Source organism: Microtetraspora niveoalba (assembly GCF_001570405.1).
GTDB classification, from domain to species: Bacteria; Actinomycetota; Actinomycetes; order Streptosporangiales; family Streptosporangiaceae; genus Microtetraspora; species Microtetraspora niveoalba.
This window is the reverse complement of record NZ_BBYM01000042.1, coordinates 55,656-70,185: the sequence shown is the minus strand read 5'-3', so window position 1 is coordinate 70,185 and position 14,530 is coordinate 55,656. Positions and strand designations below refer to the sequence as shown.

The following is a 14,530-nucleotide window of genomic DNA, read 5'->3' as shown; positions in this document are numbered from 1 at the left end:
GAGCCCGCCCGGCGACGCCGCGCCGGCCGCGGCGGCGGTCGGGCCGGACGGCGCCGGGGTGGCGAGGGGGTCGCCTCCGAGGAGGTCCCGGCAGGCGTGGGCCTCCGCGCGGGTCAGCCGGAACCGCTCGCCGGACTGCTCGACCGCGACCTCGCGCAGCAGCGCCTCGATCCCGCGCCTGGAGGTGGCGGTGACCCGGACCAGATCGGCCCGCGTCCACCACCCGCCCTCGCACAGCAGGGTCAGGGCCAGGCGGTAGCGCCGCGCGTCCACTCCCGTCAGCAGCGCGCGCAGGGCGTCCCGCGTGCCACCATGCCCCGGACCGCGCCCGGCGTCGTGATCCCCGGCCGCGCCGTCGTCCCGGTCGCCTGCCGCGCGCCCGGCCCGGTCGCGGCCGATGCGCGGCCGATCCGATCCCCGGCGCGGGCGGATGTCCCCCCCGTGACCGGCCCGGCGACCGGCGTCGCCGCCGCGGTCGCGAGCTGCGTCGTGATCCCTGTCGCGAGCTGTGTCGCGAGCTGTGTCGCGAGCCGTGTCGTGATCCCTGGTGTGATCGTCTCGACCCGAGTCCCGGTATGTGCCCTGATCCACCTGGTCACCCTATCGACGGCGCCGAGCGCGGCCCGCCGGCGTCCATACCTCATGCGCGCGGTGGGATCAACCAGACAGACGATCTATCCTGGGTGCATGACGGACGTACTGGTCGGCCAGGGCCGCGCGTGGGCTTTCGAAGCGGGCGTCGCACGAATCCGGTACGAACGGTCACAGAAGGTTCCCCGGCCGTCGCGCGAGCGCGGCGGACTACTCCACTCGGCGGGGCTCATCGGCGGTGCCGAGTGCCAGGAGATCAAGGCGGAGCCGTCGGCGCGCCTGTGAGAACGCTTCCCGCTGTCTGGCCGCCAACCTGGGCGTCCAGGGGACGTATCGCCTGTTCTCGGGTGTCACGCCTTGTTATGGTGTCGGCGGCGCGCGGGGGAGGCTCGGCCGGCGGGCGACCGTGCCCGGCGACATTTCGGAGGCAGACAGTGACGTATGGGCCAGATCGCCGGTCGAGATCCAGGCGGGGAGCCGTCCGCTCCGCCCGACGCCCACTGCCGGAGGCCGCGTGACCCGAGCGCAGCCCCTGATGGCGACGCTGCCCTTCCTGATGATGGGCATCATCGCCACCGCCGACATCGTCGCCGGGTCCCAGTACGTGTTCCTGTCGCTGCTGGCCATCGGCCCGGCGTTCGCGAGCCTGGTCGGCGGCGTCCGCCGTACGGTGCTGATCGGCCTGGTCGCGCTGGTGCTCTCACTGCTCCTCGCCGCCTACAACGACCTGCTGCGCGCCCCCGAGAGCGACCTGAGCGTCATCTCGATCTGCGGCGTGACCGCCGCCAGCATCCTCGCCACGATCGGGCGGCAGCGGCGCGAGCGCGAGCTGGCCAACGTCCGGTCCGTCGCCGAGGTCGCCCAGCGCGTACTGCTGCGCCCGGTCCCCCGCCGGGCCGGCCATCTGCGCGCCGCGGTCTCCTACACGTCCGCGACGGCGGAGGCCCGCATAGGCGGTGACCTGTACGAGATCGTCACCGGTCCGAGCGGCGTCCGCGTCATCGTCGGCGACGTCCAGGGCAAAGGACTGGAGGCCGTGGAGACCGCGGCCCTCGTCCTCGGCGCGTTCCGGGAGGCCGCGCACGACGAGCCGGATCTGCAGGGCGTGAGCGCCCGCGTGGAGAAGGCGCTCAACCGGCGGCTGACGGGTGAGGACTTCGTCACCGCCATCCTCGCCGAGGCGCATCCGGACGGGACGATGACCCTGCTCAACTACGGGCATCCGGCCCCGCTGATCGTGCGGGCCGACGGCGAGGTCGCCTACGCCGAGCCGGACGTCTGCGCGCCCCCGCTCGGCCTCGCCATACTGGCCGTGGACGGGCCGGCCCCGATCGAGATCCCGTTCGGCGCGGGCGACCAGATCCTCCTCTACACCGACGGCGTGATCGAGGCCCGGGACCGGGCGGGCGGCTTCTACCCGCTCGGCGAGCGCGCCCACCTGCTGAAGGACGACGATCCCGAGGCGGCGCTGGAGGCGCTGCGGCTCGACCTGGTCGCGCACGTGGACGCCCCGCTGCACGACGACGCGGCCATGCTGCTGCTCCGCTGCCGCAGGCCCTGACCCGGCCGGCCGGCCGCCGCCCGCTTCGGAAACCCCGCTTCCGCCGGCGCCGGGCGGCTTGATAGGTTTCCGCCAGGTGAGCCGGGAAGTCTGGTCGGCACTGCCGTCGCCGACCCCGGAGTGCCCCCGATGCGAGCTCACGATCTCACCGTCGACTTCCCGACGGTCACCCTCGACACGCCCATGGTCGAGGCCGCGCGGTTACTCGCCGACCAGGATCTCCCCGGTCTGATCGTGGTCGACGACCGCGGCCTCCCACGCACGGTGCTGCCCGGCACCCAGGTGCTGCGGCTGGCGGTGCCCCGCTACTGCCAGGACGACCCGGCGCTCGCCCGCGTCGTGGACGAGGCGCACGCCGACGCCTTTCTCCGTTCGCTCGCCGGTCTCACCGTCCGGGAGTGCCTGCCGGAGGAGCCGCGCGAGCTGCCGGTGACCGATCCCGACGCCACGGTGCTGGAGATGGCCGCCCTCATGGCGCGTACGCGCAGCCCGCTGGTCGCCGTCGTCGCCGAGGGACGCCTGTGCGGGGCGGTCACGCTGCAGGTCCTCCTCGACCGGGTCCTCGCCCCATGACGGTGACCGCCTGGCTGTCGGTGGCGGCCTTCGTCTGCACGTACGCACTGATAGCGACGGAACGGATCCACCGCGTGGCGGCGGCGCTGGGCGGCGCGGGGATCATGCTGCTCATCCACGCCACCGCGGCTCCGGCGGCGTTCTTCTCCGAGCACACGGGGATCGACTGGAACGTCATCTTCCTGCTGCTCGGCATGATGATCATCGTCGGGGTGCTGAAGCAGACGGGCGTCTTCGAATACCTGGCGATCTGGGCGGCGAAGCGGGCGCGGGGCCGCCCGTTCCGGCTCATGGTGCTGCTGGTCGTGATCACCGCCTGCGCCTCCGCGCTGCTGGACAACGTCACGACCGTGCTGCTGATCGCCCCGGTCACGTTCCTCGTCTGCGAACGGCTCGCGCTGAACGTCGCGCCGTTCCTGATCGCCGAGGCGATGGCGTCCAACATCGGCGGCGCGTCCACGCTCGTCGGAGACCCGCCCAACATCATCATCGCCAGCCGCGGCGGGCTCACCTTCAACGACTTCCTCGTCCACCTGGCCCCGCTCATCGTCGTCCTGATGGTCGCGTTCATCGGTCTGTGCCGGATCATGTTCCGGGGCGCGTTCCGCTACGACCCCGACCGGGCGGCGGAGATCATGGCCTTGAACGAGCGGGAGGCGATCGCCGACCGCCGGCTGCTGTGGCAGAGCCTCGCGGTGCTCGCGGTGGTGATGGCCGCGTTCGTGCTGCATCCGGTGCTGCACTACGAGCCTTCCGTCGTGGCGCTCCTGGGCGCCGGGGTGCTGGTCGCCGCCACCCGGGTCACCACCGAGGAGGCGATCCGCGAGGTCGAGTGGCCCACCCTGGTGTTCTTCGCCGGGCTGTTCGTCATGGTCGGCGCGCTCGTCGAGACCGGCGTCATCGGCAAGATCTCCGAAGCGGCGGTCGGGGCCACCGAGGGCCGCCTCGGGTTCGCGACCATGCTGCTGCTCTGGGCCTCGGCGGCGCTGTCGGCCATCGTGGACAACATCCCGTACGTGGCGACGATGAGCCCCATCGTGGCCGACCTGGTGCAGGCCAACGGCGGCGACGGCCCGGCGCGGGCGTTGTGGTGGGCCCTGGCGCTCGGCGCGGACCTCGGCGGCAACGCCACCGCCGTCGGCGCCGCCGCCAACGTCGTCGTCCTCGGCATCGCGGCGCGCAACCGCACGCCGATCAGCTTCTGGCAGTTCACCAAGTACGGGTTGATCGTCACGCTCGTCACCGTCGCGATCTCCACGCCGTACCTGTGGTTCCGCTACCTGGCGTGACGGCCGTCCGCGGGGCCGGTGACCGACGTCCCGGCCCCCGCCGGAGGCGGCGCGACCACGGCGGAGATGCCCTACGGCGAACGCCGGGAGCGGATGAGGGACCGCCCGGTCCCCGTGGGACGATAACGGCTATATGGGTGCCATCACGCCGTTCCGACTCGCGCGCACCGCGGCCTTCGCCGCGGTGTGCGGTGGACTGGGCGTGCTGGCGCACCTGTTCGGCGGCGGTTCGCTCTCGGGGCCGAGGGTCGCCGCCGGTCTCGTGCTCGCGTTCGCCGTCGCGCTTCCCTGGACCGGTCGGGAGCGCGGCATGGCCGTGATCCTTCCGCTTCTCGGCGGCCTTCAGGTGGCCCTCCACCTGCTGTTCAGCCTGCGGTACGGGACGCCCGCCCTCGACGGCGTGCTCGCTGACGCCACGCCGTACGTCGAAGGGGGCGGCCACCTCCACTCGGGGCTGGTGCCGGGGCTCGGCATGGTGGTCACCCACGGGTGGGCGATCGGCCTGACCGCGCTGTGGCTCACCCGAGGCGAGGCCATGTTGTGGTCGATGCTGCGGCGGCTCGCCGCCCGGCTCTGCCTCCTGCTGGACATCCTTCTTCTTCCGGCCTCCGAGCCGTTCCACGCCTGCCGGTCCACCGAACCGGAGATCCTCCGTACCCGGGCCCTGCGGCACGCGGTGAGCAGGCGCGGGCCGCCCGTGCTCGCCGTCGCCGCGCGCTGACCCGCCGCGCGCTGACCCGCCGCGCGCTGACCCGCCGCGCGCTGACCCGCCGCGTCCCGTTCGCCGGACGCCGGTTCTCGTCGTGACGCCCGCGATCCCCGCGTGCCCCCGTTCGTGGAGGGCGACGGCGGCGGGACGAGGACGTCTCTTCGGCGTGCCAGGCGCTCCGAGGCGGATCCGCTCCACCGCGTCGTGACGCGGGTCGTGACATGGGTCGTGACATGGGCGCTCGAACCCGACGGCCGGGGCTCCCAGACCGATCCGCCTGACCGGCACGGCCGGCTCACGCCGTCCCGGGTCGCGTTCGCCTCCGGCTCGTCCGGCCGCTCACGCGCCACCGGTCGGCGGTGACCTGCCCGGGGAGCGCCGCGCCGGCCACGCCATGGCGGCTCGTGCTCACGCGGCGGTCGTGCTCACGCGGCGGATCCGCCCGATCTCCAGCCGCGATCCAGCCCTCAGGCGGCGGATCGCCCTTTGACAACCGACATCATCCGGTACGGCACGGCCGACGACCCGGCACGCCGTACGAAGAAAGGCAACGGCAATGTTCCTTCGTCGCATCGCACCCGCGGCCATCCTCATCACCATGGTCGCCGCCTGCGGCTCGCAGCCCGCCGCGCAGCCCGAGAATCGGGCCGCGGTCCAGCCCGCCGCCCAGGGCACCCCCGCGCCCTCCGGCCACGCCGCGATCTCCCTGACGGACCCGTGGGTGAAGGGCACCGAGTCGGGCATGACCGCGGCCTTCGGCACCCTGGTCAACAACGGCGACGCCGAGGTGACGGTCGTGTCCGCGTCCTCCCCGCTCTCGTCCGACGTCGAACTGCACGAGGTCGTGGAGTCGGGGGGCAAGACGGTCATGCGGCCCAAGAAGGAGGGTTTCGTGATCCCGGCCCACGGCACGCACCAGCTCGAGCCGGGCGGCGACCACATCATGCTGATGGGCGTCACCAAGGCCGTGAAGCCCGGTGACGAGATCCCCTTCACCCTCACCTTCAAGGACGGCGGGACGCTGGAGTTCACCGCGATCGGCAAGGAGTTCGCCGGAGGCAAGGAGAACTACCAGCCCGGCACGGACCACGGAGGCTCGCACGGCGGCGGCGCCGACGGCGATCACGCTGACGGCGGCGCGGGCCAGGAACACAACTGATCGTCATGAGTGAACCCCGACTGAGCCGGCGGGGACTGCTCGCGGGAGGCGCCGCCACCGCGGTCGGCGCCCTCGCCGCGTGCGCCCCTACCGGCACCTCCGCAACCCCCTCCTCCCGATCGGCCGCGTCCGCCGTACCGGCCGTCGCCCCCGCGTCCGCCGCCGCGGCGGTGGAGCCCTTCTTCGGCGAGCACCAGAGCGGGATCGCGACGATGCCGCAGACGTACGCGGTCTTCCTCGGCCTGGACCTGCGCGCGGACGTCGGCAGGGAGGCGATCGGCCGCCTCATGCGGCTGCTCACCGACGACGCCCGCCGCCTCACGCAGGGACGGCCCGCCCTGGCCGACGTCGAACCGGAGCTCGCGCTCGACCCGTCCCGGCTGACCGTCACGTTCGGGTTCGGGCCCGGACTGTTCACGGCGGCCGGGGTCGAGAGCCTCCGCCCGGAGACGGTCGCTCCGCTGCCCGCCTTCGGGATCGACCGGCTGGAGAAGCAGTGGAGCGGCGGCGACCTGCTGGTGCAGATCTGCGCCGACGACGGCGTCACCCTCTCCCACGCCCTCCGCATGATCGTGAAGGACGCGCGGGCGTTCGCGAAGGTGCGCTGGACCCAGCGCGGATTCCGCAGGAGCGCGCAGATCCAGGCCCCGGGAACGACCCAGCGCAACCTCATGGGCCAGCTCGACGGGACCGTCAACCCCGCGCCAGGGACGGCGGACTTCGACCGCGCGGTCTGGATCATCGACGGCCCGGAGTGGCTGCGCGGCGGCACCACCCTGGTGCTGCGCCGCATCCACATGGACCTGGAGACGTGGGACGCCGCCGACCGGGTGGCCAGGGAGTTCAGCGTGGGACGCCGTCTCGACAACGGCGCGCCCCTCACCGGCCGGGCCGAGCACGACGACCCGGACTTCGAGAAGCTCGGCGCCGCCGGGTTCCCGGTCATCTCGGAGTACGCCCACATCAGGCGGGCCCACGTCCAGGACCCGGGGCTGAGGATCTTCCGGAGGCCGTACAACTACGACGAGGGCGTCACCTCCGACGGGAAGTCCTCCACCGGGCTGCTGTTCGCGTCGTACCAGGCCGACATCTCACGGCAGTTCGTCCCCGTCCAGCGGAAACTGGCGGAGGCCGACCTCCTGAACGCGTGGACGGTACCGATCGGCTCGGCGGTCTTCGCGATCCCGCCGGGCTGCGCCCCGAACGGCTGGGTGGGCGACGGGCTCCTCGGCTGACGGCTGACGACGGCTGTACGGCCGCCGGCCGTGACCGTGCCCCGGCCGTGACCGTGCCCCGGCCGTGACCGTGCCCCGGGCGGGCCGCCGGCACCGCCGCGCGGTCCGTCCGCCTGACGACGGGACGTTTCGGGGGGCGCCGAAACGTCCCGGGCCTAGCGTCGAGGGCATGGCATCAGACATCCCGCCCCGGTTCGAGGGCGGTCAGTGGGTAGTCAGCCGGTACGCGGACGTGTGCGCCGTGCTCGCCGACGACCGGTTCACGGTCGCGGAGGCGCCTTCCGGCGAGACGGGCATGACATGGCTGCGGGGCGCGGTCAGCCGTTTCACCAACGGCCGCCGCCACGCCGACCGTCGCCGCGCCGCCGTCGAGGCGCTCGCGCCGCTGGATCCCGTACGGCTTCGCGCGGCGGCCCGGCGGCGGGCCCGGGCGGCGCTGCGGGACGGCTCCGACCTCGACGCGATCTCCAGAAGGGTCCCGGTCGCGGTGCTGGCGGCGGCGCTGCGCGCCGACTCGAACGCCCCGGCGGGCTCTATGGGCTCTGTGGGCTCCGCGGACGGGGCGGAACCGGAGGGCGGGGACGAGGTCGTCGCCGATCTCGTCGGCGTGATCGCCGACGCGTACTTCCCCGGGACCGGACCGGACGCCCCGGCGGACGAGGCCCTGGAGCGGCTCGCCCACCTGCTGGGGAACCCCGGCCCCCGGGCCCTGGCCACGACCGTCATGGTGCTGGTCCAGGGATGCGACTCCACCGCCGGCCTGATCCGCAACGCCGCTTCGCGGCTGACCGGCCCTCTCGATCCGGACGGGATCGACGACCTGCTGGCGGAGACCCTGCGCCTCGACCCGCCGATCAAGGTCATGCGCCGCGTGGCCGCGGAACGGGTGACGCTCGGCGGCGTGGTGATCGAGGCGGGCGCGGGAGTGGTGCTCGACCTGGTCGCCGCGAACGGAGACGTCGACGGGGAACGCCCCGGAGGCGTCGAGGGGGAGCGTCCCCCTCACCTCACCTTCGGTCACGGCGTCCGGCCCTGCCCCGGCGACCGGATCGCCCTGTCCCTGGCGGCCGGAGTCCTCGAAGCCCTCGCGCAGGCCCGCAGCGCCCCGGGTGCCGGCCGTACGGCCGGAACGGGGCGGAACCCGGCCTGCGAGGCGTTCCGGGCGATGCACCACGAGCCGCATCCCCTGGTGCTGCCGAACGCGTGGGACTACGGGTCGGCGGCGGTGCTGGCCCGGGCCGGGTTCGCGGCGCTGGGGACGACGAGCCTCGGTGTGGCGGGAGTGGCCGGGAAGCCGGACGCCGAAGGGGAGACCAGGGAGGAGACGATCGAGCTGGCCCGGCGGCTGGCGGGGCTGCCGTGCCTGCTCACCGTCGACATCGAGGGCGGGTTCGGGGGGACCCCGCGGCAGGTGGGGGACCTGGTCGCGGAACTGGCCGCGCTCGGCGTCGTGGGGGTGAACCTGGAGGACGGGCGGCCCGGCGGCCGGCTCGCCCCCGTGACCGCCGTACAGGAACGGGTGGCGGCGATCAAGGAACGGGTGCCGGACATGTTCGTCAACGCCCGGACGGACACGTTCTGGCTCGGCGTCACCTCGGCCGGGGACATCCCCGGGGCGGGCGATCCCGCGTCCGCGTCGGGGATGCTGGACGAGGCCCTGGCCAGAGCGAGGGCGTACGCGGAGGCGGGAGCCGACGGGATCTTCGTGCCCGCGGTGGCGGAGGAGGAGCACATCCGCGCACTCGTGGACGGGGTCGGCCTGCCGCTCAACGTCCTGTTCGTACCGGGCCGGCACACCGTGGCCCGGCTCGCGGAACTGGGCGTGCGCCGGATCAGTTGCGGCTCCCTGCTGTACCGGGCGGCGCTGGGCGCGACCCTGACCACCGCGCTGGCCGTCGCGAAGGGCGGGCCGGTGGCCGCCGACCTGCCCGGATACGCGGACATCGAGGCGCTCCTGAACGGGTGACAGGGCATCCCGGTCGGCCCCGGGGGAGCCGACCGGGCGTGGCGCGTTCCCGGACACCCGCGAGCGGGGCGGTCACTTCGACAGGTAGATCGTCTTCCAGGTCCCCGCGTAGAGGCAGGTGAGGGACGGCTTCGACGCCCTGCCCTCCGCGCAGACCTTGAGCTCGACCTGGTAGACGTCCCGCCGCGTGAACGAGAACGGCAGCGGCGTGCCGTACGAGCAGTCGCGGAAGCTGCGGTGGGTGAAGGGCAGGCCCCCGTCGGCGTCACGGTAGGTGATGCGGAAGACGGCCCAGCCGCAGGTCGAGGACGACCGGGTCTGGTCGTACACCTTGCCGGAGATCCGGACGACGTCGGCCGTGGGGATGTCGGCGTGGTCCTCGCCGTCCGCCTGCAGGGTGCCGACCGCCTTGGCCTTGCCGCCGGGGGCGCTGTACGGACCCCACGGGGCGGCCGGCGCGGCCTGGGCGGCGAGCGGCGCGGCGGCGAGGAAGGCGGTGGTCAGGGCCAGACCGGCGAGAGCACGGGTGATCATCATGGGAGGGGTCCTTTCGCGCTGCGGTTGCCCACAGTCTGGAACGGACCGCTTTCAACTCCCTTGACCGCGCACTGCAGACCGGTGTCCGGCCGCGGGCGCCTTAAGCCCCGAGATCGTGGACGACGTTGTCGAGGCGCTCCGCCAGCAGGTCGAGCTGCTGATCGGTGATCGTGTCCCCGTGGATGTGCGTGCTCAGGTCCCTGCGCCGGGCGATGACCAGGCCCCGGTGGGCGTCGTCGATCTCCGCCCCCGGAAGGACGACGCAGTCGCCGCGGACGAACACCAGGGCCGCGTCGGGATCCGGCGCCTCGAGCAGCCGCCGCACGCACTCTCGATCGATGAAGGCCATCACGATCCTCCCTGTCCGCCGCGCGCCGCCCGGTCCCGGTCGTACGGCTCCCGCCTGGGCGGGGCCGCCCGCCGCCCCGGGCTCACCGGCCGTTCCGGCGGTCCGCGCCGACCCGCGCTTCCCCGCGCCGAGACGTGTCCGCTACCCGAGGAGGCCGCGGGAAACTCGCCGGGGTGGAATGCCCCGAAGGGCCGTGGGTAGGCGGGGACGGAGGAGGAACCCCGGGAGAGCCGCCTGGGATGCCGCCTGGGAAACGAAGAGGTGACCAGGATGCGCGGACATGCCGGCACCGGCCGCGCGGAGCCACACGAGCCCTTCGACGAGCAGGACCTGCTCGGCCAGTACCTGAGCCAGATCGGCAAGACGCCGTTGCTCACCGCCCAGGAGGAGGTGGACCTCGCGAAACGCATCGAGGCGGGGCTGTACGCCGAGCATCTGATCGAGGAGTCGGACGCCGGTGGCGACACCGGGCGCGACGGCGGCGGAGATCGCGCGGAAGGCGCCCGGGCGGAGGCGACCCACGGCGCCGAACCGGCGGACGCCGCCCGGGTCCCCGCCCAGCGGGCGCCCGAGCGGGGCGGGCCCGGGGACCGGCTGCAGGAGCTGAGAGAGATCGTCAGGGACGGCGACGCCGCCAAGGACCACATGCTCCGCGCCAACCTCCGGCTGGTCGTCGCGGCCGCCAAGAAGTACGGCCATCGCGGGTGGCCCCTGCTGGACGTCATCCAGGAGGGCAACCTCGGCCTGATCAGGGCGGTGGAGAAGTTCGACTACGCCAAGGGCTTCAAGTTCTCGACGTACGCGATGTGGTGGATCCGCCAGTCCATCGAGCGCGGGCTGGCCGACAAGAGCCGCACGGTGCGGCTGCCGGTGCACATCCTGGAACAGCTCTCCAAGGTGACCAGGGCCGAGCGCCACCTCGAGGGCCACCTGGGCCACGAGCCCACCGAGGAGGAGGTCGCCGCGGCCGCCGGGCAGACCGTCGAGGCGCTCGCCGAGCTGCGCCGCCTCGCCCACGACACGGTGAGCCTCGACATGGTGGTCGGCGAGGACGGCGAGACCAGGATCGGCGACCTGATCGCGGACGCGGAGGTCGTCCCCGTCTCCGAGGTGCTGGAATGCCGGGTGCTCGCCGAGCAGCTCCGCTCCCTCGTCGACATGCTGCCGGACCGTGAGGCGTACATCGTCACGCTCCGGTACGGCCTCGGGGACGGAAGGACGCACACCTACCAGGAGATCGGCGACCGGCTGGGCCTCACCCGGGAGCGGATCCGCCAGCTCGAACGGCAGGCCCTGCGGTCGCTCCGCCAGCCGGAGCACATCGAGCCGCTGCTGGCCTGGACGGGCTGAGCGCGGATGCCGGGGCCGCCCTCGCGGCGCGTCACCGTGGTGGTCGCCACGCGCGACCGCCGCGACGATCTCGCCCGGTCGCTGCCCCGCCACGAGGCGCACGTGATCCTCGTGGACAACGGTTCGACCGACGGCTCCCCGGAGTTCGTACGGGAGCACTTCCCGCAGGTGGAGGTGATCGAGCTGGGGCGGAACATGGGCGCCCCGGCGAGGAACGTCGGCGTGCTGCGGGCGCGTACGCCCTACGTCGCCTTCGCCGACGACGACTCGTGGTGGGCTTCCGGCGCGCTCGACCGGGCGGCCGAGGTGCTGGACGCCTGCCCCCGCCTCGCCGTACTGGCCGGGCGGGTGCTGGTGGGGGAGGACGGGCGGCCCGACCCGATCTGCGAGGAGATGGCCGTCTCGCGTCTCGGCACGGAACCGGACCTTCCCGGACCGAGCGTCCTCGGGTTCCTGGCCTGCGGGGCGGTCGTCCGCCGCGACGCGTATCTCGCGGCGGGCGGCTTCGACGACGTCGTGTTCTTCTTCGGGGAGGAGGAGCGCCTGGCGGTGGACCTGGCCGCCGGGGGATGGGGGCTGGCCTACGTCGAGGAGGTCGTCGCCCACCATCACCCGTCCCCGTCCAGGGATCCACGCGGGCGGCAGGCCCTCGCCGTGCGGAACGCGCTGCTCACCGCGGTGCTCCGGCGGCCCTGGCCGGTGGTGGCCGCGGGCGCGCTGGCGGCCCTCCGGGGAGGGCCGGCCGGACGCCGGGGGGTGCGGGACGCCGTTCGACGGCTGCCGGCGGCGCTGGCCCGCCGCCGCCTCCTCCCGCCGCCCGTCGAGGCCGCGCGCAGTCTGCTCGACCCCTGACCGGGCCTTTCGGCAAGGGAGCCGCCACCTGATCTGGGGACATCCGCTGTGGGGGCATGGTCGACCGATCACGCCCCCCAGGCGCCATCCGACGCTACGCGGAGGACACGCTTGCGGGTGCTGCGTGCCACACGCCCGTGGCGTCCACGACTTCCCGGAAAGAGATCAGTTCTCGCGGGTCCAGGCGGGCGTGATCCGCACCTCGCGGAGGCGCCAGCCCGCCGGCGTCCGTACTGCGGTGGAGTACTGTCGCAGGCCGCCGGTGAAGTGGGGTGCCTGGCCGTCGCGGTAGTAGTACACGATCGAGTTCGCCGAGGTGGCCGCCTGGTCGCCGTCGACGTCCACCAGGAGGTCGGTGGTCGTGTGCTGGGTGTGCTGTCCCTCGACCTCCGCCTGTCGCATGAAGCCGACGACCTTGTCGATGCCGCGGAGTTCGCCCCCGCGCGGCGAGTGCACGGCCACATCGTCGGTGAAGACGGTGTCCGCATCCTCCCACCGCTCCTCGTCGAGCAGGCGCGCGAAGCGGGTGAACAGGTCGGCGATCTCGATACGGTCGGCGATCAGAGTGTCCGTGGACATGACATCCTTTCGTTGGCAATTCCAACATTGGTTGCGCCAGCATACGCGGATTCATTGGCTCCGCCAACTGTTTTCGGCATGTGCCGGGCGTGACGTCTGGTGGTGGCCCCTGCACGACAGGCCGACCGGTCCGGGGGCGGGGTCTTCCCCCGACTGGGCGTCCGTCCCATCGGCCGTCCGTGCCGTCAGAGGTGTCGATCAGCGGGTGTCGATCAGCGGGTGTCGCGGCGCAGTGGATGGTCGGCGGGGACCTCCACCAGCACGATCGGCAGGCCGTCCGGGTCCTCGATCCACATTTCGACGAGCCCCCAGGGCTCCGTCCGGGGCGGCCGGAGGACGGGGACGCCCGCGTCCCGGAGCCGTCGGTGCTCCGCGTGCACGTCGCGCACCTGGAGCCAGATCCGCGGGCCGGGCCGGAGCCCGCCCGACCCGTTGCCGCCTCCGCCGTGCCCTTCCGCACGCCTCTCGCCATGACCGGCCCCGCGGCCCTCGTCGCCGCTCTCGTCGTGGCTCCCCACACGGGTCTCGGCTCGGGGCTCGGCACGGGGCTCGGCATGGGTCTCGACGCGGCCTTCGTCGTGGCCGGACACCTCGAGGAGGCCCTGGCCGAGGAAGAAGACCACACCCGGAGCCTGGGGCGGGCCGAACTCGCGATAGACGGCCAGCCCCAGCGTCTCCCGGTAGAAGCGGCGGCTCGCCTCGGGGTCTCGGGGACGGATCAGCACCCTGCTGCTCAGCACTTCCATGTCCGGCATGGTTCCCGCACGGAGGACCCGCAGCCGCCCGCGACGGCCGGCGGCCGTTGTCCGCCCAGCGCGAAACCGCGCCGGCCCTCCGGCGGCCGTTGCCCGGCTGTCAGCGAGGAACGGCGGCGTGAGGGGCCGCGGTCGGGCGTCCCCCGTTTTCACCCCAGGCCGGAAGGCTGGTTTGCTTGGACCGTCACAGCCACCGATACCTGAGGATCCACCATGCGCAGCGTCGAACCCGAGGTCTTCCTCGTCGCCAGGCCCGAACTGGACTACGACGAGCTCGCCCGCTACCTGCGGGAGATCGGGGGCGAGACCTGGCTGGACCGGCTGGAGCGGGGCGAGTTCGACGCGCAGAACCTCGCCGAGTTCGCCGGACGCCTCTGCTACCGGTCCTTCGAGCCGGGCCTCAACCCCAACGTGACCCGGATCAGGAAGGACCAGGACACCTACCTGCGCAACATCCTCGCCAGCGCGCACGGGTCCGTTCTGGAGCACATCAGCTTCAGCTTCGTGCTGCACAACGTCAGCCGGGTGTTCACCCACGAGCTGGTACGGCACCGCCCCGGCGTCGCCATCTCGCAGGAGTCGTTGCGCTTCGTCCGCCTGGACGAGCTGCCGTTCTGGTTCCCCGAGTGGGCCAAGGAGGACCCCGAGCTGATGAAGCGGGCGAGTGCCGTGCTCGACCAGCTCGAAGAGTTCCAGACGTGGATGGCCGAGCACTTCGGGCTCGACGAGGAGGGCGTGCCGTTCGCGGAGAAGAAGCACCGCACGTCCTTCATGCGGCGGTTCGCCCCGGAAGGCGTCGCGACCGGTCTCGTCTGGACCGCGAACGTCCGCACCCTCCGTCACACGATCGAGGCGCGTACGGCCGCCGGGGCGGAGGAGGAGATCCGCCTCGTCTTCGGCCGCATCGGCGAGCTGATGAAGGAGGAGGCCCCGGCCCTCTTCGGTGACTACGTCGTCGAGGACGGCGCCTGGGTCCCCGGCTGGCGGAAGGTCTGACGCGCGCTTCCGTCGTACGGCACCGGCCG

15 protein-coding genes and 1 pseudogene are annotated in these 14,530 nt (G+C 73.2%); 11 read left to right on the top strand and 5 right to left on the bottom strand.

The genetic code is table 11. The annotated features are described in order from the left end of the window. Positions 1-273: pseudogene (locus tag AWQ70_RS40720) on the bottom strand (hypothetical protein); the annotation flags it as partial. Positions 274-687: 414 nt separating this feature from the next. On the opposite strand from AWQ70_RS40720, the gene AWQ70_RS32525 reads away from it, so the two are divergent. The 8 genes from AWQ70_RS32525 to AWQ70_RS41690 all read left to right on the top strand — a co-directional run bounded on the left by AWQ70_RS32525 (position 688) and on the right by AWQ70_RS41690 (position 9,083). Then, on the top strand, positions 688-876 hold the full coding sequence (locus AWQ70_RS32525; protein WP_067184939.1) for a hypothetical protein: 189 nt from the start codon (positions 688-690) through the stop codon (positions 874-876). 229 nt (positions 877-1,105) lie between these two features. Then, positions 1,106-2,152, top strand: a complete 1,047-nt coding sequence (locus tag AWQ70_RS32520; protein WP_245647250.1) for a PP2C family protein-serine/threonine phosphatase — start codon at positions 1,106-1,108, stop codon at positions 2,150-2,152. Positions 2,153-2,281: 129 nt separating this feature from the next. Beyond that, the gene (locus AWQ70_RS32515) at positions 2,282-2,725 is read left to right on the top strand and encodes a CBS domain-containing protein (protein WP_067184934.1); all 444 of its coding nucleotides are present in this window, start codon (positions 2,282-2,284) and stop codon (positions 2,723-2,725) included. Then, entirely contained in the window at positions 2,722-4,014 is a 1,293-nt protein-coding gene (locus AWQ70_RS32510; RefSeq protein WP_067184931.1) for an ArsB/NhaD family transporter, read from the top strand. The genes AWQ70_RS32515 and AWQ70_RS32510 overlap by 4 nt, the downstream gene beginning before the upstream one ends. 133 nt (positions 4,015-4,147) lie before the next feature. Next, on the top strand, positions 4,148-4,735 hold the full coding sequence (locus AWQ70_RS32505) for a hypothetical protein (RefSeq protein WP_067184928.1): 588 nt from the start codon (positions 4,148-4,150) through the stop codon (positions 4,733-4,735). Positions 4,736-5,279: 544 nt separating this feature from the next. Then, complete coding sequence (locus AWQ70_RS32495) at positions 5,280-5,882, top strand: copper chaperone PCu(A)C (RefSeq protein ID WP_067184922.1); 603 nt, start codon at positions 5,280-5,282, stop codon at positions 5,880-5,882. A 5-nt stretch (positions 5,883-5,887) separates the two neighbouring features. After that, complete coding sequence (locus AWQ70_RS32490) at positions 5,888-7,117, top strand: Dyp-type peroxidase (protein WP_067184918.1); 1,230 nt, start codon at positions 5,888-5,890, stop codon at positions 7,115-7,117. A gap of 169 nt (positions 7,118-7,286) precedes the next feature. Continuing rightward, positions 7,287-9,083 carry an isocitrate lyase/phosphoenolpyruvate mutase family protein gene (locus AWQ70_RS41690; protein WP_067184915.1) on the top strand — a complete coding sequence of 599 codons (1,797 nt, stop codon included), beginning with the start codon at positions 7,287-7,289 and terminating at the stop codon, positions 9,081-9,083. Positions 9,084-9,155: 72 nt separating this feature from the next. On the opposite strand, the gene AWQ70_RS32480 is transcribed toward AWQ70_RS41690, so the two are convergent. Continuing rightward, positions 9,156-9,620 carry a hypothetical protein gene (locus tag AWQ70_RS32480; RefSeq protein WP_067184912.1) on the bottom strand — a complete coding sequence of 155 codons (465 nt, stop codon included), beginning with the start codon at positions 9,618-9,620 and terminating at the stop codon, positions 9,156-9,158. 100 nt (positions 9,621-9,720) lie between these two features. Next, a complete protein-coding gene (locus tag AWQ70_RS32475) occupies positions 9,721-9,969 on the bottom strand; it encodes a hypothetical protein (protein WP_067184909.1) in 249 nt (82 codons plus the stop codon). A 270-nt stretch (positions 9,970-10,239) separates the two neighbouring features. Here AWQ70_RS32475 and AWQ70_RS32470 point away from each other — a divergent pair, with 270 nt between their 5' ends. Continuing rightward, entirely contained in the window at positions 10,240-11,319 is a 1,080-nt protein-coding gene (locus AWQ70_RS32470) for a sigma-70 family RNA polymerase sigma factor (RefSeq protein WP_067184907.1), read from the top strand. Between the two features lie 6 nt (positions 11,320-11,325). Further along, positions 11,326-12,171 (top strand): glycosyltransferase family 2 protein, encoded by an 846-nt coding sequence (locus AWQ70_RS32465; RefSeq protein WP_067184904.1) that lies wholly within the window; start codon positions 11,326-11,328, stop codon positions 12,169-12,171. Between the two features lie 165 nt (positions 12,172-12,336). Here AWQ70_RS32465 and AWQ70_RS32460 read toward each other — a convergent pair whose 3' ends face one another. Beyond that, positions 12,337-12,750: a nuclear transport factor 2 family protein gene (locus AWQ70_RS32460; protein WP_067184901.1), complete on the bottom strand. Its 414-nt coding sequence runs from the start codon at positions 12,748-12,750 to the stop codon at positions 12,337-12,339. 212 nt (positions 12,751-12,962) lie between these two features. Further along, positions 12,963-13,496: a VOC family protein gene (locus AWQ70_RS32455; RefSeq protein WP_067184898.1), complete on the bottom strand. Its 534-nt coding sequence runs from the start codon at positions 13,494-13,496 to the stop codon at positions 12,963-12,965. A 222-nt stretch (positions 13,497-13,718) separates the two neighbouring features. On the opposite strand from AWQ70_RS32455, the gene thyX reads away from it, so the two are divergent. Beyond that, positions 13,719-14,501, top strand: coding sequence for an FAD-dependent thymidylate synthase (thyX, locus tag AWQ70_RS32450; RefSeq protein WP_067184895.1), 783 nt, complete (start codon positions 13,719-13,721; stop codon positions 14,499-14,501). The last annotated feature ends 29 nt before the right edge of the window (positions 14,502-14,530 follow it).